The sequence below is a fragment of the Luteolibacter sp. Populi genome (genome assembly GCF_040801775.1).
GTDB lineage: Bacteria > Verrucomicrobiota > Verrucomicrobiia > Verrucomicrobiales > Akkermansiaceae > Haloferula.
Genome location: NZ_CP161812.1, coordinates 1076544 through 1097376 on the forward strand (window position 1 = coordinate 1076544; position 20833 = coordinate 1097376).

Sequence of the window (20833 nt, forward strand, 5' to 3'; positions counted from 1 at the left end):
TCCGCACTATCCCGGCACCACTGCCCGCCAGCCCGGTCTTCCTTGGCTTCTGTCATGAGAGTGTACTCTCTTATAGGGGTACCCTTAAGAGGGATAACCTTTGCGTGCCGTTCGGGGCTACGGGTGGCGTGCCGTTCGGGGTACCATCCCCGTGCCGTTTCGGGGCACGCCCCCCCGGGAGCGCGGACAATCAATTCCGCACCGCCCTTAGCCTCGCGAAGAGGTGGCCTTCTGCGGTGTTGGTGGCGGGGATGTGGACGGTGACGAGGTTGGCTTGGACGGCGACTGCGACGCCGCCAGGGAAGGTGGCGCTGTTGGTGATGGGGACTTCCATCCAATCGCCGCCGAGGTCGGTGGTCCATTCGAGGGTGAGGGCGGCGTTGCCGATGGCTGCGGGATTGCGGGGGAAGCTGAGGGTGAGGCCTTCACCGGCACTGGCGGATGCGGTGGGCGCGGTGGTGGGGAGCGTGGGGTTTCCGCCGAGTGCCCATTCGAGGCCGTTGGGGATTGTGTCGTGGTCGGGATCGGAATCGAACCCGGCGGCGGGGCCGGTCAGGCCGCTGTCGCGGGACCAGGTGAGGTAGGGGTCTTCGGCGATGACCTCGGCCCATGAGCGGCCGATGCGGATCTCGTCGTGGGCGACGGTGCGGCTGTTCAGGAAGGCTCCGAAGGAGATGCCGTCGAAGGACATGTCGGTGGCATTCAGCTTGGCCAAGGTGGCGGTCGGCGGTTGGATAGTGGAGGTCGGATTGCGGTAGATGAAGACGTCGTCATCACCGGCTTTGAAGTCGATGCGGACGACGTAGAAGTTTACCGCGGCATCCCCTGCCCCGATCACCGTGTGGGTCGTGCCGGGAGCGCGGAGGTTGACGTTGCTGCCGCCTTGGTCGTTGCCGATGCCGGCGATGCGCCCGGCGTCGCCGAGGCTGCCACGGTGGAACTCGAACTCGTAGAACATCCCGGTGCCGTTGGCCTGTTGCAGGAAGGAAAGGTAGACGCTGGTGCCGTCCTTGCCGATGCGCCCGCTGGCATCGGTGAGCCCGAGTGCTGCGAAGGGACCATTGGCACTGGTATCGAGGGAGCGCCCGATGCGCCGGCCGTTCGGCAGGGTGCAAGAGCCGCCTGTGGATTCGGCGTCGAAGCCTGTGGGAGCCTTGTTCCCGGCGGTGAGGCCGGTGCTTGTGAAGTTGGCGCTGCCATTGTCAACGGTGGCCCAGGGCGCGGCCCAGCCCTTGCCGCCATCAAGGCCCGAAATGGAGGCCGAGGATGAAGGGTAGTCGAAGCCTTCGTAGGCGAGCAGGCCGGTGGGAGCGGCAGGCAGGGCGACTTGCAGGGAGAGGTTGTCGGCGAAGTATTGCTTCTCGCCATCGGTGGCACTGGTGCTGGCGGAGAGGTTCTGCAGGTCGAGGACAGCGAAGACTTCGGTGCCGACATCTTCGAGCGCGGGGGTGAAGACGGCGGTGACCCGTGTGGGTAAGACACCCGCGAGCGAGGGCAAGGCGGCGTCATCGGCGGAGATGATGCGGGTGCCGGGAGCACCGACCACGGTGCCTTTGTCGCCGGGGATGCCAGAGGTCACGCCCTTGCGGAAGGAGACGCTGAGTTCGCCGGAGTGGGCGTAGTTTCCGGTGCCGTCGGTGATGCGGCCACCGAGGTCGGCAGCGAGGGTGAAGGTCTTGCCGAGGTCGGAGAGGGCCACGCGGCCGAGGGACTGGAAGAGGCCGCCACGGGTCTCGGTGCTGCCGTTGCGGGCTTTGAAGGCGGCCGCGCCGAGGCCGGTGAAGTCGGGGAAACCGGCGGCTTGGGAGAGGGCATTGCCGCTGTCATCCCAGCGGCCCGCGGCATCCGCCCAATCGCCGAAAGGGGTCCAGCCGGGGACGGTGTTGGTGAAGGACGCGGCGGCGGGGATGCCTTCCTCGAAACCGGGGTTCTGGAGGGTGGTCGAGAGCGGTGGCTCCTCGCTCCATGAAGTGCCGAGAGACTTTACCGTGAGCGAGTGAAGCGTTCCTTGACCGCCCACCGCGCGCAGCGAAGGCGTGGCGACGCCGTTGTTCGGATTCAGGTAGTGCGAGCTGAACTTTTCGCCATCGAAGGCGTAGGCTTCCAGGCTCAGGCGGTCGAGCAGGAGGCGCAGCTTGACCCGCCCGGAGCGTGGCAGGACCGGGCCATCGACGAGCGGGGCTTGGTTGCCGCCTGTGTTGGTGAAGTTGAAGGTCCGGGTGGCGACATCGTAGCGGACGCTGGTGCGCGGGAGATCGATGACGATCCCGGTGGCGGTGCCCGGATCGAACTCGAGCGAGAGGTCGACCAGATCGAGCGCACCGGCTCCGGCTAACAGATTGTTAGAGTCCAGGGGCTGGTTCGAGATCTGGTAGGTCGAGGTGACCAGCGAGGAGATCTCGGGCACCGGGTTCGCGCAGAGCCGGACGCCATCGGGCGTGGTGCGCAGGGTGAGGTCGCAGGGGAAGGACATCTGCTGGTTGTAGGGCAGTCCGTGGGCTGCCGAAGGGTCCGGACCGCCATTCATCCAGCCGATCTGGACGACGCGGCCACCGGGTGCCTGATTGAAGGTCTGCGCGGCGTAGAAGCTGCCGTAGCTGGCGTGGAAGGGACCCGCCCCGGTGTGGAAGGCGGTGCCATCGAAGCTGCCGATTTCGTAGTCGAAGCTGGCGTCATAGACGACGCACTTCATCTGCCCGGCATCCCCGTCGACCGGCAGGAAGACGAGGTCCATGCACTCGAAGGCCCAGTCCCGCATGAGGTCGGAGGCGAAGGTCCAGTCCTTCAGGTTGGGAGAAGTGAAGAAGCGCACGCGGCCCGGGCCGTTCTGCACCCAGAGGACCATGACCCACCGCTGGGAGGTCTCGTGCCAGAAGACTTTCGGATCGCGCTCGCCGGCGTCGAAGCCTTGGTTCGGGACCACGGCGCGGCCATGGTCGTGATACTGCCAGGTCACGCCACCGTCCGTGCTGTAGGCGAGGGCCTGGTAGAAGGGGCCGTTGTGCGCGTAGGTGAAGAAGGCGGCGAGGGTCTTGCGGGAGCTGACCTGGTAGCCGAGGCTGTTGTTGTGATCCACCACCGCGGTGCCGGAGTAAATGGTGCCGCTGCGGCCTTCGACCTGGTAGGGTAGCAAGGCATGGTCGAGCTGCCGCCAGTGCACCATATCGGTGCTGATGGCGTGGCCCCAGGTCATGTTCCCCCAGCCCGTGGAGAGCGGGTTGTGCTGGAAGAAGAGATGATACTTTTCGCCATCGAAGACCATGCCGTTCGGGTCGTTCAACCAATTGCGGCGCGAGCTAAAATGGAACTGCGGGCGCAGCGGCTGGCCGTAGCCGACGGCGGGCGCATCGGCGTGCGGGATGCCCGGCGTGAGGCGGAAGCCGATGGGTGCCGGTTCATCGCTGGCCTGGAAGTGGTCGACATTGATGTGGCCCCAGCCGCCGGTGGCCTGGTCGTGGATGACGAGGCGGGCGGTCTTGCCGGCGAAGGCCTGGGCATCGAAGGTGGCGGGGACCATCGATTCGCTGTCGATGCCGGTGCCCATCGCGTATTCCTGGCCCTCGCAGAGCAGCTTGACGCCGGCGAGGCCGGGGAGATTCCCGCCGCCAGCCAGAAAGGTGATGTAGCGCTTCTGGATGGTGAACTCGGTGGAGGTCAGGGTGCCCACGGGAGTGTCGCCGCGGGTGTCGCCGGGGGCGCCGTTGCTGCCATCGTAGTTTTCGAAGCTGCCGATCCAGCGGTTGCCCTGCATGCCGCAGGGGACGTTGCCGCGGGCGCTGGTGTTGTCGCCTAAGGTGGGCTGGCGGGGGGTGAAGGCGGTGCCGGAGGCGGTCCAGTTTTGCAGGGTGCCGGTCTCGAAGTCGGAGTTCGGGAAGAGGAGTTCGGCAGCTCCTAGCCCGAGGGACGGAGATGCGAGGATCAGGGCACAAGCCAGCAGGGTGGGTTTCTTCATCCGGGGTTTTGTCGAAGAAGCGGCCGGTGGGGCTGCTTCGCAATCCGCGAAATGACAGGTACAGGGGAATTCTGGCTTAGCAGGTTGGTAAGGGGGAGAAGACCTTGGGACGTTTGTGAGACTGGAATTTCAACCACGGATAACAGCCGGATGGACACGGATGGAAGGCAGGGTGGTTTTCGAATTTGGACCGGAATGGATGGATGGAAAAAGACTTTCAATCCGGGATCGGGCGCTGATCCGGGGATGCGAACGAAAGGCATTCATTGACGGATGCAATTGTTCGATTATGATCGAACTAGACTACAACGCGGCAGCCGACCATGAGTGACCTATTCTCCCCGTTTCAACTGAAGGACGTCAAACTTCGCAACCGCATTGCGATACCGCCGATGTGCCAATACATGGCCGATGACGGACTCGCCAACGACTGGCATCAAGTCCACTACGCGACGCTGGCACGCGGTGGCAGTTCGTTGGTGGTCGTCGAGGCGACAGCGGTATCTCCGGAAGGCCGCATCACGCCAAAATGTCTCGGAATCTGGAACGACGGTCAGGCCGCGGAATTGAGCAAGATCGCCGCGTCCATCAAGGCGGCGGGAGCGATCCCGGGCATTCAGATCGCCCACGCGGGCCGCAAGGCGAGTGCCAACATTCCATGGGAGGGTGACGACCACATTCCCAAGAGCGATCCACGGGCATGGCAGCCGATCGCCCCTTCCGCACTGGCCTACGGCGGTGACCTGGCACGTGTGCCCGAGGAGATGAGCGTGGATGAGATCCAGCGCGTTCAGCGCGATTTTACCGATGCTGCCCGGCGCGCGCTCGAAGCGGGTTTTGAATGGCTGGAGCTCCACTTCGCGCACGGCTACCTGGCGCAGAGCTTCTTTTCCGCGCACTCAAACGTCCGGACCGATTTGTACGGAGGGAGCGTTGAGAACCGGAGCCGCTTTTCACGCGAGACTCTGGCCGCTGTCCGCAAGGTGTGGCCGGAGAATCTCCCGCTGACCGCGCGGTTCGGGGTATTGGAATATGACAACCATGATGACCGGACTCTTCGTGAATCTATCGAGCTGGTGAAAAACTGGCGCGAGGATGGCCTCGATTTGCTGAGTGTCAGCGTGGGATTCACGATTCCGGACACGAAAATCCCTTGGGGGCCGGCGTTTTTGGGGCCAATCGCCAAACAGGTTCGTGATGAAGCGAACATTCCCGTCTCTTCCGCCTGGGGGTTTGGCGCGCCCCACCTTGCCGACACCGCTATTCGCGACGAGCAACTTGACCTGGCTCTGATTGGTCGCGCGCATTTGGCCAACCCACACTGGCCTTACTATGCCGCGAGGATCCTTCGTAAGGACAAGCCGACATGGGTATTGCCCGCACCCTACGCTCACTGGCTCGCACGCTACCACGACCCGGAGCAAGGCTAAGCTCGGGAGCCCTTCGCTGTCAGCCGAACTTGTAGTGCAAGCGAGCACCCCCGCCGCCGAGGGACTCGGCGGAGATGAGGGTGGGTGAGGCATTGAAGCCGGTGGGCGGGAAGAGCGGATACCCGCCGCCGATGATGGAGGAGATGATGTAGATCTCGATTTCGTCGAGGGCAGCGCGCTCCATGAAAGCCATTTGGAGTTTACCCCCGCCTAGCATCCATACATCGCCATCAACGAGCGTCCGCAATTCGGCGATCAAGGCGTCGACGTCCGAACGGGTTTCCAGAGGTCCCTTGGGATCGGGGATGGGGGTCGAGGTGACGACGATGACGCGCTGGTCGGCGTAGGCCCAGGGGCTGGGGTCGTTGGCGATCCAGTCATAGGTGGTGCGGCCCATGACCACGGTGCGGATGCGCTTGAGGAAGAGATTGTAGTCGTGTTCGCCCAGCTTCATATCGCCCCGGGTGAAGAGCCATTGCAGCGATTCATCGGCGGTGGCGATGAAGCCATCGAGACTTGTGGCGACGTATCCTAGGATTCTGGCCAAATCGATTCTCCTTGGTTGGTTTGGGCAGGGAGGTATTCGGAGGATCGTTGGGTTACAAATGGATTTTTCGAGAGGTGCTCCCTCGATGTTGTGTGTGGGCCACCTTCTGATCCCGGGGCCCGACCGATACCTGGCACCGCCCCCGCATAGCACCCTTTCAGGCCGCGATTGCACTTCCAGCCTCCCCCGGGCTGCGTGCCGGGCTCTAATGAATCGTCCCGTTGGGGCAGGGAACCGGACTGGCGAAGGGTCTCCACTTCTTGCGATTCGCTCGTTGAATTCAATCCAACCCGTTGGATATCAACTGGAGCCGCTGGTCGGATTTGAACCGACGACCTGCTCATTACGAATGAGCTGCTCTACCCCTGAGCTACAGCGGCGTTCCTTGCGAAGCGGGCGGGAATGAAGCAGACCGGCAGGGAAACGGCAAGCGGATTTGCGATGGGGCATGCGGGTCTATTGAGGGGGCTGCAGAAGAGGTCATGGAGAAGCGGGGAGAAGTCATCGGACCATTTGAACCGCCAGGAAGCCAAGTTCGCAAGGGTTTGGAACCGGAGGGGCGGCGCGGGAGGCCCGATGAAATGCCTGAGTTCTGAACAGGAGGAAGGCAGGAGGGGGAAGGCATGATTTCAGATCTGAAATTTCAAATCCAAGACCCAATGGCGAAGACACGCAACGGCTTGAGAAGAGGCGACCCGGAACCGAGTCCTTCCTCTTTCCGACTCTTATCCCATTGACGTTTAACCTATCTGCCACCCGCAGCCATTCCTCTTTCGATTCAGATGCAGCTTCTCACTGACCATCTGCCCGAGATCCCGGCATGACGACGGCCCATGGAGTTATATTTTCCCGGGAAGACCAATCAGCCCCTGAGGCACCCACGCTAGAGCAACTGGCATCAAAATCGGCATAATAGGCTCATCCAAAAGCAGAAATGGACCCCATAAGGAGATAGTTTTCATCCGAAACTTGAATCTCGATATCAACCTGCCAAAGTGGCAAATCCGGTTATACAAATTCGATAACAAAATGATGAAATAGTTTCCACTTTGACATCTAAAACAGGTTGCGATAATTTAAACCGAGGCATACCATTTGGGACCCTTGCATTGTGCAAACACCTAACACCAAATGAAGATCCAACTCCTGACGGAAAGCGGGCTACTTTCGTCGAACTCCCGTCCCAAATCGTCAGCCCTCGTGCTGGCGCTGTTTTTCTGGCACACCGCCCAAGGTGCCGAAATCCCCACCACTGATGCTGATAGCTCGGTTACGGGTGCATCGATCCACCTGTCGATCGCAAGCCTGATCACTGCCGACAGTGGCAATGTCGGATCGGCATCCGGAATTGCCCCGGCACCTTACACACAGGCGCAATCGGCAGTTCCGCTCAATTTCACTGCGGGGGTGCCCTTGGTTCTCGAGCTGGCCAGCGCAAGCGGCGTGATCAACGTGGCCGCGAGCTCCACGGTTAACGGATCTGCCGGATCCCACACCACGAATGCGTCCTCCCAAGTCGCCAATCTTTCCTTGGACGTGGCCCAGCTTCTGGGCGGCCAGCCTCTGGTCTCGGTGACAGCTCCCGCGGTAAGCACCGCGGTGGCCATCAGCGGCCCGCCTGGAACCTACTCCTCCAGCTCCAATGTTTCGCTGGCCGGCCTGAGTCTCAAGGTGGCGGGGCTGAACATCGACCTTTCCGCGATCGACCTTACCAACGTGCCACCGAACACCGGAGTCAATGTCGATGCCGGCGCCGTGGCGGGTCTCTCGGTGATTCTCAACGAAACCACGACGACAGGGTCCGCGTCAGGCGGGTTTCAAACGGAAACCAACGCGATCCGGATCAAGCTCAACGCCGTGAATCTCGGGCTGATCAACGTCCTGAACGGCGACATCATCGTCGGCCACGCCACGGCTTCGCAAGGATCGGACCCCGATGGCGACGGGATTATTTCCGGACTCGACGGGGACAGTGACGGCGACGGGATCCCCGACGCGGTCGAGGTGGCCAATGCCGATGCCGATGCCGACGGCGACACCGATGGCGACGGAGTGGCGGACCAGGTCGATCTCGATAGCGACAACGACGGCATCAATGACGTGATCGAAGCCGGGGGCAAGGATGCCAATGGCGACGGGCGTCAGGATGCCAGCGGCGACGCCAATCCCGACGAGGACGGCGACGGAATCGTGGATTCGGCGGATCCGAACGACAGCGTGGCCGGAGGCGGCACGGGTGTCGTACTGCCGGTGGCCGACATCGATGGCGACGGAGCCCCGAACTACCTTGATGTCGATTCCGACAATGACAGCTTGAGCGATTTGGTCGAATCGGGCCAATCGTCCCCTGGCGATGCCACGGGAATCTACCCTGCCGCGGATACCGACGGTGACGGGATCTCCAACGCGGCCGACGGATTGGCCGGGTATGGTGATGCCCCCTCCCCTTCGGGGCCGCTGCCGGATGCGGATGGAGACGGGATTCCCAACGCTTACGAAACCAACAGCGACAACGTCGGCGGCACCGACATCAGCGGCACTCCGAATGCCGCGCTGGACGGCAATGGGGATGGTAGGATCGACAATGCGGCGGATGACGACGACGACGGAATAGCCGATGTCGTGGACAATGATCCCGACACATTTGGCGGACTGGCCAATCCCACCGGCGATGCCGACGGGGATGGGATTTCCAATGTGAATGAAGGCCCCGGCCTGGTCGATACCGATGGTGACGGGATCTATGATCTCCGCGACGGGGACTCGGACGCCGACGGCATTCCCGATGCACTCGACGGCGCGAACGACTTCGATTCGGATGGCATTCCCAACTTCCGCGATCTGGACAGCGACAACGACGGCATCAATGACGTCATCGAAGCCGGCGGCAAGGATAACAACGGAGACGGACGCCAAGATCCGAGCGGTGACACCAATTCCGACGAAGACGGTGACGGAATCGTGGATTCCGTGGATGCAAACGATGCCGTGAGCGGAGGCGGCACGGGAGCCGTGCTGCCGGTGCCGGACACCGATGGCGATGGAGCCCGCAACTTTGTGGACCTCGACAGCGATAACGACACCATTTCGGATCTCGTCGAAAGCGGATTGGGTGTGTCCGATGCCAACAACGACGGCATCGGCGAAGGAGCCGACACGGACAAGGATGGCCTGGTGCTGTCCGCCGACGGTCTGCCTGCCGGTTTCGGCGATGCGAACAGCCCTTCGATCAGCGACACGGACGGCGACGGCATTCCGAACTACATCGATCCCGACAGCTCCAATTCGGGGGTGATGGATATCGCGATGGTCGGCAACGGTGCCCTTGACGCCAACGGAGACGGAAAGATCGACAATGCGACGGATACCGACCACGACGGCATTCCGGACAACATCGATGCCAATGACAATGTCATCGGTGGTCTCGGATTCCCGCTTCAAACCTATGACCAATGGGTGAACGAGGAGTTCGCCGCTCCGGCCAACACCGACCCGGCCATCTCGGGTGAGAATGCCGATCCTGATGGCGATGGCTACACCAACGCCGAGGAGTTCGCCTACGGTTCCGATCCCGAAAATCCCGGAAGTGTCCCGACGATCACGAGCGTGCTCACCAAGGATCCGGCCGTGTATGCCTTCGTGTATGCGGAGGCCTCGCGCGATCTGTTCGCCTGGTCGAGTGCCCCGAAGATCAAGACGGTGCATTCCGACAACTCAGCCGAAATGAGTGCTCAGGTCACCGAGGCCGTGGGTAGCGGCGCCACAACCCGGGGATTCATCCGGTTCCGGGTCGTCATTCCCTGAATGACTTCGGCGGGCGATGGGCCATCCCACTTTCGGGATGGCCCGGAGTTTGACCAACCGGGAGTTGATCTCCGCAGCACGCGTTTTATAGCCAGGGCATCGCCGGTCACCTCGACCGCCGGTGCCCTGGTCTTTTTGCGGGCTGGAGGTCGGGGTTTTGAAGGACCTGCCTGCCGCGGCGCAGCCTCCGTGAAATGCGGTAGCGGGTTCTGCCCGTTGCCCAAATTATGGAAGCGCTACCCAAGGCGCGACGGTAGTGGCAAGCGCCGTCGCTTGGCTGGCAACGGGGGACCGTTCTGCGGGCCGGGTGGCTCCGCGCTCCCAGGGGAAGAGCCGTCCGGGAAGCATCACGAGAATGTGGGCAGCGGGCAGAGCGGGCTGCGCGCAGTCCACAGCCGCTGCGCGACGCCACTTCACTTCAACTCAGTAGACGTCGCGGAGGTAGCGCTTGTCTTTCTTGAGCTGGGAGATGTAGGCGGCGGCGTCTTCCTTCGAGAGGCCGCCGTGCTGCTCGGCGATGGTGTGGAGGGCGGCATCGACGTCCTTGGCCATGCGCGAGGCATCGCCGCAGACGTAGAAGGCTGCACCGTCCTGGAACCACTTCCAGAGCTCGGCTCCCTGCTGGAGCATGAGATTCTGGACGTAGACCTTTTCCTTCTGGTCGCGGGACCAGGCGAGGTCGAGGCGCTGGAGGCTGCCCTCCTTTTGGAAGGCGGTGAACTCCTCCTCGTAGAGGAAATCGCTGCCGCGGTAGGGATTGCCGAAGAAGAGCCAATTGGGGCCTTTCGCGCCGGTGAGCTTGCGTTCTTCAAGGAAGGCACGGAAGGGCGCGATGCCGGTACCGGGGCCGACCATGATGACGGGGGTATCGCCGTTTTCGGGGAGGCGGAAGGCCTTGTTGGTGTGGACGAAGACGCCGGGCTTCAGGCCATCCGCGCGGTCGGCGAGGAAGGTGGAGCAGATGCCGCCGCGCTTCCGGCCGTAGGTATTGTAGCGGACGATGCCGATGCAGAGGTGGACCTCCCCCGGATGGGCCTTCGGGCTGGAGGCGATCGAGTAGAGGCGCGGCTGGAGCTTCTTGAGAACGCCGACGAAGTCTTCCGCATCGGTGAAGTCGGCGGGGTGATCAACCACGAGGTCGATCAGGTCGCGGCCCCAGCAGAAGTCGTCCCAGGCCTTCTTGTCGTCCGCGGCGACGAGCGAGCGCAAGAAGGGCGAGCCGCTGCGGGCCTGCCACTTCTGGATCAGGGACTTGTTGAGATTCCCGATATCGTAGGAGCCGATCAGGGCGTCGCGCAGGGCGGCCTCGCCGCCATCGGGGAGAGGCACGGAGACCTTGGTGCTGAAAGGGAGAGCGGCGAGGATCTCATCGACGACGCTGGGCGGATTCTCGGGGAAGACGCCGAGGGCGTCCCCGACTTCGTATTCGAGGCCGGAGCCTTCCAGGGAAAGCGCGACGTGGTGCGTGTGCTTGTCGCCGGGACCGTTGAGGTTGAAGTTGTTGAGGATCGCCGAAGGGAAGGGATTCTTCTTCGAGTAGCCGGTGTCCTGCTGGTCCACGGCGGCGGCGGCCCCGTTCGAGGACGGCGAGCCGGCGGGGGCGAGGACGGAGACGATACCGTCCGACCACTGCTTGAAGGGGACGTCGTAATCCACATCGCTATCGATGCGGGTGAGGAAGCGGCTGGCACCGAGTTGCTCGAGGCGGACGTCGAAATCGATGCCGCACTTGCAGAAGTCCGGGTAGTTCGTATCGCCGAGGGCGAGGACGGAGAATTTCACGCCTTCCAGGCGCGGGGCGGCCTCGCTGAGGATCCAGTTGTAGAGATCGGTGGCGTTGTCCGGCGGTTCGCCGTCGCCATAGGTGGAAGTGATCACCAGCAGGTTCTGCTCCTGCGGGAGACGGCCGCGGTCGTAGGCGGCCATGTCGAAGACTTCCGGCTCGAAATTGCCCTTCTTGAGGGTTTTGACCAGTTTCTTGGCGAGGCCCTCGGCATTGCCGGTCTGGGAGCCCCAGAGGATGGTCACCGGGACGGCCGGCCCGGAGGGGGCGCTGGCGGCGGCAGTGGCACCCGTCAGGAGATTGGAAAGGAACTGGCTGAGCCAAACTCGTTGCTCAGCCGAAAACGGTGCGTCTTCGGGGATCTGGATGGAAGAGGACATTGAAACGGAAAGGGCCCCCGGGCCCGGGGGGCGGGAACATATGGCTTGGGCGGAGCCGTTCAAGCGCGTTTCATGCCACCGGGCCTTCCGCACGATTCGTTTGGCGAAGGGGCGGGGTGAGCGGGGCTCATGGAAGGAAAGAGCCCGGGAGGGATGGGATTCTGAAAATCAACCACGGATGAACGCCGATTGACACGGATGAAAGGCAGCCGATCCCGGGTCATGCCCTGTTCCGGCTCTTATCCGTGTTTACCGGCGTTCATCCGTGATTCCAAAGAGGACCGCGGATCACGCGGATGTCTTCTGCAACCGGTAGCCGTCAGCCCACTTCGCCGTCCGGGTAGAGCTGATGATATTTGATCGCTTCCACGGCGACGGCGGCGGCGGTGCCGAAGATGGTTTCCTCCGAGGCGGTGCGGGGGACCTGGGCGCAGGGGCGGGCGAGGCCGGCGAGGATCTGGCCGTAGTTGATGGCCCCGGCGCAGTGCTGGAGCAGCTTCAGCGAGATGTGGGCGGCATCGAGATTCGGGAAAACGAGGACGTCCGCCGATTCGCGGCGGTCGGCATTGGGCAGCTTGATCTCCGCGGCGGCGGGGTCCAGGGCGACATCGGCCTGGACTTCGCCGATGATGTCGAAATCGAGGTAGGCTTCCCTCGCCTTGTCGATGGCCAGGGCGGTGGCGGCGGCCATCTTGCGGGCTTCCTCGGTGCCGGCGGAACCCTTCGTGGAGTGGCTGAGCAGGGCGATGCGGGGTTCGCGGCCGAGGAAATGCTTGGCCAGCTTGCCGGTCTCGATGGCGATGGCGGCGAGTTGTTCCACGCTGGGCTGCGGGATCAGCCCGCAATCGGCGAGGAAGAGGATGCCATCGCTGCCGAAATGCTGCAGGTGCGGGGCGACCAGCACCATCATGCCGAACATCTTCGGCACCGATGGCAGGGGCTGGATGGTGTGCAGGAGGGCGCGGAAAAGGGCGGCGGGCAGGGTCTTATTGCCGCCGACGAGGGCGTCCGCTTGGCCGTATTGGACCATCATCGCGCCGAAGTAGTGGGGGCGGGCGACCACGTCCGCGGGATCGGCGGCGCTGAGATTGCGGTAGCGCTCGACCTTGGCGAAGCGCTGGCAAAAGAGGCCGAAATCCGAGGATTTCGCGGGCTCGATGACGTTGATGAATTTCAGGCTGACACCGTTTTCGGCGGCCAGGTCACGGATCGCCTGGCGATCGCCGAGGAGCACGGGGACCGCGGCTTCCGCGTCCACCAGCCGCTGGGCGGCGCGCAGCACGCGCAGGTCCTCGCCCTCGGTGAAGACAATCCGCTTCGGATGGCTCCGGAGCTTCTGGATCTGATACTCCGTGAATGGATTGCTGCCTGGAAGAGGGCTGGAAAGATCGTTCGACATCGGAAAACCCGGCGGTGCTTGCGCGTGTCCCGGACTTTAGTATCCCTAACGAAAATCAAGCAACCCGAAACCCCGCCCGGTTCGTGCCCGCCGACTACCATTCCCATACCCCGCTCTGCAAACACGCCACCGGTACGCCGGAGGAATACGTGGCCGCCGCCCGTGCCGCGGGCCTGACGGAGTATGGAATCTCCGACCACGCCCCTGCCCTGCCGGAGCCATTCGACGACTGGCGGATGTCGGAGGCGGAGCTGCCGCAGTATTTCGAGTGGATCGAGCGGGCCAAGGCGGCGGCGGGTCCCCTCCCCATCCGTGCCGGGATGGAGTGCGACTGGCTGGCGGGCTGCGAGGGGTGGATCGAGGATCTGGCCGGGAGGTATCCGTGGGATTACCTGATCGGGTCGGTTCATTATCTCGGGGCTTGGGACTTCGACAATCCGAAGTGGCTCGGGCGTTGGGGCGAGGAGGATGTGGAGCAGGTGTGGACACACTATTGGCAGACCTACGCGGCGATGTCGAAGAGCGGGCTCTTCGACATCCTGGGGCATCCGGATCTGGTGAAGAAGTTCGCCTTCCGGCCGGAGGGAGATCTGGCGCGCTTCTATGAGCCGGTGATCGAGGTGATCGCGGAATCCGGGTGTGTGGTCGAATTGAACACGGCGGGCTGGCACAAGCCGTGTGCGGAGGCTTACCCGGAGCCGCGGTTTCTGGACCTGGCGTGTCGGGCGGGGATTCCGCTGGTGATTTCATCGGACTCGCACGCACCGGGCGAGGTGGCGCGGGATTTCCCGAGAGCGATCGAATGGGTGAAGGCGGCGGGGTATCGGGAGACGGTGCTGTTCGAGGGGCGGCAGCGGAGGGCCGAGAGGCTATAAGGACCCGGCCTGTGGTGAGGGGTAATGACGCTCAAACGAAAGATTCAATGAATTGATTGAAGCGATCTTCTTGCCAAACAATTCACACCTTATCCCTTTTTCAGTGAGTGCCTTATGAGAGATCGCAACTCCTTGTTCACAAAGTTACTAACATCGGAGGCCGCAAGAATTTCGAGAGAGGTCTGAAACTGTTAGGACGCGCCTGTGTGGGAACGTAGTCTTCGTACTCATGCTCGCTCTCCGATTGTTCCTGGCACTTCTTCTCTGCAATCTCGCACGGGCCGGGGTGGCGTTTCACGAGGACCGGCTGCGGGCGATCGACGATGCGATCGCGCAGGCGGTGACCGATGCGCGGACACCGGGGGCGGTCTTCCGTTTGGAGAAAGACGGGGTGGTCCATCAGAAGGCCTATGGCAGCCGGGCGCTGGTGCCGGTGCGGGAGGCGATGACGGAGGACACGATCTTCGACGCGGCGTCGCTGACGAAGGTGATCGCGACGAGCTCCGCGGTGATGAAGCTGGCCGAGGCCGGGAAGCTGGATCTGGACGCAACGGCCGACCGCTATCTCCCGGAATTTACCGGGAGGGGCAAGGAGGAGATCACCCTGCGGCATCTGCTGACCCATAGCTCCGGCCTGCGGGCGGGTCTATCCCCGGACGGCGACTGGAAGGGCAGGAGCGGGGCGCTCAAGCTCGCTTGCCTGGAGACGCCCACGGAGGCACCGGGAACGGGCTATCGTTATAGCGACATCAATTTCATCGTCCTGGGCTTCATCGTCGAGCGGGTCTCGGGGAAGACCTTGGATGCATTCTGTGCTGAAGAAATTTTCGAGCCGCTGGGAATGGAGGATACGGGATTCCGCCCGCTTGAACCGGAGACTCCCCTGCCCTTGCCTCCGGATTTGAGAATGATCGCGCCCACGGAGGTGATCGGGCGAGGCTGGGTGCTGCGCGGCGTGGTCCACGATCCCACTTCGCGGCGGATGGGCGGGGTAGCGGGGCACGCGGGGCTCTTCACGACGACGAGTGATCTGGGCCGCTTCGCGCGGATGATGCTGGGCGGCGGCGAGCTCGACGGAGTACGGATCTTCAGGAGCGAGACGGTGGCGGCAATGACAAGCGTGCAATCGCCCGCGGGGTTGCCGCGGCGGGGCTTCGGCTGGGACATCGATTCGCCCTACGCCGGCCCGCGTGGAGAGATGTTTCCGATCGGCAGCTACGGGCACACCGGCTGGACGGGAACGCGCCTCTGGATTGATCCCTTCTCGAAGGCCTCCGTCATTTTCCTATCAAACCGCAATCACCCGGATGGCAAGGGCGGAGTGGTGGCCCTGCAGCGTGAACTGGGAACGCTCGCGGCGCAGGCGATTCCAGATTTCAATTTCGAACATGTGCCCGGAGCCCTCGCGCCTGATCCCGCCAGACCTGCCAGTCCACCGCCGACGCCGGGCGAGCCGGTGCTCAACGGGATCGACGTGGTGAAGCGCGACGGTTTCCGCCAGCTGCGCGGTTGCAAGATCGGGCTGATCACGAACCAGACCGGGATCGACCGCGAGCGGCATTCGACCATCGACCTGCTGAAGGCCGCGCCCGGCTTGCAGTTGGTGGCGCTGTTCAGCCCCGAGCATGGCATCCGCGGTGATCTGGATCGCGAGGGGATCGGCGATCTCAAGGACGAGAAAACCGGCCTGCCGGTTTACAGCCTCTACGGCGAGCGCCGCAGCCCCGCGCCGGAGCAACTGGCGGGGATCGACACCTTGGTCTTCGATATCCAGGACATCGGCTGCCGCTTCTATACCTATATCTCGACCATGACGAATTGCATGGAAGCGGCGGGCAAGGCGAAGATCCGCTTCATCGTTCTGGACCGGGTCAACCCGATCGGCCCGCGGGTCGAGGGGCCGGTGCTGACGGCGGAGCGCAGCTTCGTGGGCGCGCATGAAATCCCTCTGCGGCATGGTATGACGGTGGGCGAACTGGCGCGGCTGATCGATGCGGAGCGCAAGTTCGGCGCGAAGCCGGAGGTGATCCGTTGCGAGGGCGGCTCGCCGCTGCAGTGGTTCGATGGCACCGGTCTACCTTGGCAGAATCCCTCGCCGAACATGCGCGGGCCGACGGCGGCCGTGCTCTATCCGGGAGTCGGGTTGCTGGAATTCTGCAAGCTCAGCGTGGGCCGCGGCACCGATACGCCCTTTGAACTACTAGGTGCCCCGTATATCGATGAAGCGAAGTTTTCCGCCGAACTCAATCGGGCGGACCTACAGGGTGTCCGCTTCGTGCCGGTGCGCTTCACGCCAGCCGCCAGCGTCTTCGCCGGTGAGGAATGTCGTGGAGTGAGAATCCTACTGACGGACCGGGAGAGCTTCCGTGCCGCGGATCTCGGGATTGCCCTGGCGAGCACGCTCCAGCGTCTGTATGCGGAGAAGATTGCGATCGGACAGATGGCCAAGCTGGCGGGGGATGAGGCTACGCTCGACGCCATCCGACGAACTGAGACGCTTGAGTCGCTCCGGAAGGTCCGTGACCGGGACCTCGCCGATTTCCTAACGCGGAGGACGGCTTTCTTGCTCTATGATCGATAGGGATAGAATACGTCTCAACTTGGCGTGCAATTTTCCCGCCAACACTGCGGCCATCAAGGTGGCTTGGGAATTATAGCGGGGGGAGCCGCCCTCTTTACGCAAGGGCGAGAAGCGTCTTTCATCTTTTTGTTGTCATACAAATGAGGCTGGCCGCCTGATGCAGCTTGACCTACCCCGCGATTTGTCAGACGGCTTTTAGATACCCGGGAACCCGATTGAACCCCGCCCGGGTTTCAACCCGTTTATAAACCCATGATCTCACCGAGAATTCATCAGCGTCTGCTTGCGTTCACATTGCCCGCAGGCTGGTTCCTGACCCCGATCGTTGCCAATGCCCAGTCCACTTGGGTAGGCACCACCACTGCCGACTGGGCCACCCCCGGCAACTGGGTGCCCTCCGGCATCCCGGGCGACGGCGCGAACATCGTGATCGCCGATGTCACCGCTGCCGGCAGTGCCAATACCCTCAACCTCGATATCTCCCGCAACATCGGCAGTTTGAGCTACGGGGTCCCGGCCACCCCCCGGCTCACCGCCTTTCTGCTACAGACCAATGCGAACACGCTGACCATCGGCGGCGGCCTGACGGCCAGCGCGAACTTCGCGGCCCTGGGCCCGACGATGCGGGGCAGCTATACCCTTTCAGCCGATCAGATCTGGACCGTGGCGGGCGCAGCAGGAGCCTTCGGCGACGACCGCGGGGTAATGGTCCGGGGTCCGAATGACACCGCTGCGGCGGTCCCGAGCGGGACTTTCACCCTCAATGGGACTCTCACGAAAGCGGGCAGCGGCCAGCTATCGTTGCTCGGCCTCAATGTCACCGGCGCAGGCAACATCGTGGTCAACGAAGGCGCGCTGAAATTGAATGCCGGCGGCAACCAGGGCCTGACCTTGGGGGGACGGGCAACATCACCGTGAACAACGCGGCGAACCTCTACGTGGTGAGGAACTCCGGCACCTTCAACTTCACCCGGCCGATCACGATGAACGGCACTTCCAACCTGGTGCTCGGCAACGGCGGCGGGACGGTGATCGCGGCACCCATCGCGTGGAACGGCACCACCAACACGCTCAACGTGAATGCGGCCTTCACCCTCTCCGGCCCATGGACGGGTGCTGCGACGGTGAACAAGACCAGCGGCGGCGCGCTGACCCTGAATGGCAGCAACGGCAGCTTCACCGGCACGCTCAACGTGAATGCCGGGCGGGTCACGATCGACAGCCCCTTCGGCGGCAAGGTCACGCAAGCCACCGGCAGCCAACTCGCTGGCGAATCCACGGTGGCCGGCCTGTTGACCCTGAACGGCGGCACCTTGGTCGTGGATGCGGCCACTCCCGGTAATCTTACTGCGAGCAACGGCCTGACGCTGGCCGGGACCACCACCCTGAGCTTCACCCAAGTGCCGGCGGTGGGTGCCAGCACGAACGTGCTGACCTATGCGGGTACGCTCACCGGCAGCACCGCGAACCTCGCGGTCACCGGCGCACGGACCCCGGTATTCAGCGATGTGGGCGGGGTCATCAGCCTCTCGCTCGGCAATGCGGCCCGCACCTGGACCAATGCCGCCGCGAACGGTCTCTGGGACATCGGCGCGAGCGCCAACTGGCAGGAAGGCGACAACAAGTTCTTCCAAGGTGATTCGGTCAGCTTCGGCGACACCGGCTTTGGCACGGTGGCGATCACCGGCGTCCTCACGCCGTCCTCGATCACCATCAACAACGCGGAGTTCAACGACTACGTCTTCACCGCCGCGGCGAACAACCTGATCGGCGGCTCCACGGGCCTCACCAAGAGTGGTGCAGGCACGGTCACCATCGGTGGCGTGAATACCTTCACGGGGAACATCGCGGTCAACGGCGGCGTGTTGAAGCCGAGCGGCAACCAAGCCTTCGGCCTGGGTCCGAAGACCATCACGGTCGCCAGCGGCGCTACGCTCGACACGAGCGGCGCCATGAACGCCAACCGCGATTACGATGCGGTGATTGCAGGCAGTGGCCAAGGCAGCGGCGTGATCACGAACAGCGGTGCGACGCACCAAAACGGCTTCCGCTCGTTGACCCTCTCGGCGGATGCGACCATCGGCGGCAGCGGCCGCTGGGACTTGCGCCCGATTACCGCGGGCCAGGCCCTTATCGACTTGGCCAATCACAAGTTGACCAAGACCGGTGGAAACTTCATCGCGCTCGTCGATGGGACGATGAGCAACCCGGGAACGATCGATATTGAAACCGGCACGCTCTCCTTCACCCGCAGTGTGGTGAGCGGCAGCGGCGCGATCACGGTGAAGAACGGCGCGATCCTACTTCTGGAGAACTACACCAGCGGCAGCTTCTCCAAACAGGTGGTGCTGGAAGGCTCGACCTTCCGCAACACCGGAGCGAACTTGACTTCGGCCTCCGATGTCAGCTTCAGCGGTGCCTCCACGATCAGCGTGGGTGTTGGCAACACCTTCACCCTGACCAATCCGGTCAGCGGCACGGGCACCCTGACAAAGGCCGACACCGGCATCCTGGCCCTAGCAGCTGCCAATACTTATGACGGCGGCACCACGGTCGCCGCAGGTGTGGTTCAGATCGGCAACGGCGGCACCACCGGCAGCGTCCTCGGCAACATCGACCTGGCCTCGCTGACTTCCGGTGTGAGCATCAACCGGACCGATGACTTCACCTTCACCAACGTGATCACCGGCAGCGGACTCACGGGTAATGCGCTCAACCCCGCGGCGATGAACAAGAACCTGGCGAACACGGTTACCTTGGTCGCGGCGAACACATATACCGGCACGACCCGGCTCGGGGCGGGCATGATCGCCATCGGCTCGGATGCATCGGTCTTCGGCGATGCCACTGCACTGATCGACCTGCGCAACGGCGGCATCCGCTCGTCGGATGCTTCGCCGCGCACGATCCCGAACCCGATCTCCTTCAGCGTTCCCACCCCTTTCGGCAGCGCCGGGACCGGCAAGCTGACCTTCAGCGGGGCGGTGGCCTACGGCAGCGCGACCAAGTCGATCACCGTCAACAATGCGGAGACCGAATTCAGCGGTGTCATCGCGGGCACCGGTGTTGGCACCTTCCTGGCCAAGGACGGTCCGGGCAAGCTGATCCTCTCGGGAAACAATACCTACACCCAGATCACACAGATCAATGCGGGCGTGCTGCAACTCGGCAACGGCGGCAGCACCGGCAGTTTCGGGCCGAACGGAGTGACCAACAACACCTCGCTGGTCATCAACCTCAGCAATCCGGAGGGCTTCGATTCGGTCACGGTCGGCAACGTGATTTCGGGTCCCGGCAGCCTGACGCACATCGGGCCATCGCTCACGGTGCTCAGCGCGCTGAATACCTATTCAGGTGATACGATCATCACCAACGGGACCTTGTCTCCAAACCAGCAGTTCCTCTCGGATACCGCCGCGGTGCGGATCTCCGGCACCGGGAAGCTGGAGCTATTGTCAGCGGCCACCGATGTGGTAGGCAGCCTCTACCTCGACGGCGTGCCACAAGCTCCGGGCCTGTGGGGCCGGCCGGGGTCCGTCACTGAACTGGGAGCGGATTTCGAGACGCCCTTCATCACCTTTGATGGTCTCCTCAGCGTGACCACCAACGGTGCCGTCACGCCCTACGCGACCTGGGCAACGGACAAGGGACTGACCGCGGCCAATGACGACTTTACGGACAATCCCGACAGCGACGGCCTGGACAATCTGGGCGAATTCGCCTTTGACGGCGATCCGCTCTCCGGCGTGACCGGAGGCAAGGTGGTAGTGAAGGTCGCCAATGTCGGCGGCACTCCGGCACTCACCCTGACCCTGCCGGTGCGCACCGCCGTCGGAACCTTCGCGGGGGGCACCTCGCTCACGGCTACCGCGGATGGAGTGACCTATACCATTGAAGGGAGCGACACCTTGGATGGATGGACCCTCGACATTGACGAAGTAACCGGCCCGGATGCCACGGCGATCCAAGAGGGCCTGGACCTGCCGGAGCTCAGCGACGAGGGATGGATCTACCGGACCTTCCGCAGCCCGGGAGCGGTCGCCGGAGATCCGAAGGAATTCCTGCGCGCCCGGGTCCAGTAA

10 protein-coding genes and 1 tRNA gene are annotated in these 20833 nt (G+C 63.3%); 6 read left to right on the plus strand and 5 right to left on the minus strand.

What is annotated here, in order from left to right; translation table 11 throughout:
• Positions 1 to 190: 190 nt before the first annotated feature.
• Positions 191 to 3952, minus strand: coding sequence for a glycoside hydrolase family 32 protein (locus ABWK72_RS04140; protein ID WP_367873528.1), 3762 nt, complete (start codon positions 3950 to 3952; stop codon positions 191 to 193).
• Positions 3953 to 4275: 323 nt separating this feature from the next.
• Here ABWK72_RS04140 and ABWK72_RS04145 point away from each other — a divergent pair, with 323 nt between their 5' ends.
• Positions 4276 to 5382 carry an NADH:flavin oxidoreductase/NADH oxidase gene (locus ABWK72_RS04145; RefSeq protein ID WP_367873529.1) on the plus strand — a complete coding sequence of 369 codons (1107 nt, stop codon included), beginning with the start codon at positions 4276 to 4278 and terminating at the stop codon, positions 5380 to 5382.
• Between the two features lie 19 nt (positions 5383 to 5401).
• Here the strand turns inward: ABWK72_RS04145 and ABWK72_RS04150 are convergent, their stop codons facing one another.
• The gene (locus tag ABWK72_RS04150; protein ID WP_367873530.1) at positions 5402 to 5929 is read right to left on the minus strand and encodes a dihydrofolate reductase family protein; all 528 of its coding nucleotides are present in this window, start codon (positions 5927 to 5929) and stop codon (positions 5402 to 5404) included.
• A 305-nt stretch (positions 5930 to 6234) separates the two neighbouring features.
• Positions 6235 to 6309 (minus strand) — tRNA-Thr (locus tag ABWK72_RS04155).
• Positions 6310 to 7060: 751 nt separating this feature from the next.
• Here ABWK72_RS04155 and ABWK72_RS04160 point away from each other — a divergent pair.
• Positions 7061 to 9733: a hypothetical protein gene (locus ABWK72_RS04160; RefSeq protein WP_367873531.1), complete on the plus strand. Its 2673-nt coding sequence runs from the start codon at positions 7061 to 7063 to the stop codon at positions 9731 to 9733.
• Positions 9734 to 10156: 423 nt separating this feature from the next.
• On the opposite strand, the gene ABWK72_RS04165 is transcribed toward ABWK72_RS04160, so the two are convergent.
• Both ABWK72_RS04165 and ABWK72_RS04170 read right to left on the minus strand, forming a co-directional pair.
• Positions 10157 to 11896: a sulfite reductase flavoprotein subunit alpha gene (locus tag ABWK72_RS04165; protein ID WP_367873532.1), complete on the minus strand. Its 1740-nt coding sequence runs from the start codon at positions 11894 to 11896 to the stop codon at positions 10157 to 10159.
• A 319-nt stretch (positions 11897 to 12215) separates the two neighbouring features.
• Positions 12216 to 13295, minus strand: coding sequence for a phosphate acyltransferase (locus ABWK72_RS04170; protein ID WP_367873533.1), 1080 nt, complete (start codon positions 13293 to 13295; stop codon positions 12216 to 12218).
• 83 nt (positions 13296 to 13378) lie between these two features.
• Between ABWK72_RS04170 and ABWK72_RS04175 the strand changes: the two genes are divergently transcribed.
• The 4 genes from ABWK72_RS04175 (at position 13379) to ABWK72_RS04190 (ending at position 20833) form a co-directional block, all read left to right on the plus strand.
• Complete coding sequence (locus tag ABWK72_RS04175; RefSeq protein ID WP_367873534.1) at positions 13379 to 14170, plus strand: histidinol-phosphatase HisJ family protein; 792 nt, start codon at positions 13379 to 13381, stop codon at positions 14168 to 14170.
• A 229-nt stretch (positions 14171 to 14399) separates the two neighbouring features.
• Positions 14400 to 16751: an exo-beta-N-acetylmuramidase NamZ domain-containing protein gene (locus ABWK72_RS04180; protein ID WP_367873535.1), complete on the plus strand. Its 2352-nt coding sequence runs from the start codon at positions 14400 to 14402 to the stop codon at positions 16749 to 16751.
• Positions 16752 to 17003: 252 nt separating this feature from the next.
• The gene (locus ABWK72_RS04185) at positions 17004 to 17669 is read left to right on the plus strand and encodes a hypothetical protein (protein WP_367873536.1); all 666 of its coding nucleotides are present in this window, start codon (positions 17004 to 17006) and stop codon (positions 17667 to 17669) included.
• Complete coding sequence (locus ABWK72_RS04190) at positions 17666 to 20833, plus strand: beta strand repeat-containing protein (RefSeq protein WP_367873537.1); 3168 nt, start codon at positions 17666 to 17668, stop codon at positions 20831 to 20833. Before ABWK72_RS04185 ends, ABWK72_RS04190 begins: the two co-directional genes overlap by 4 nt.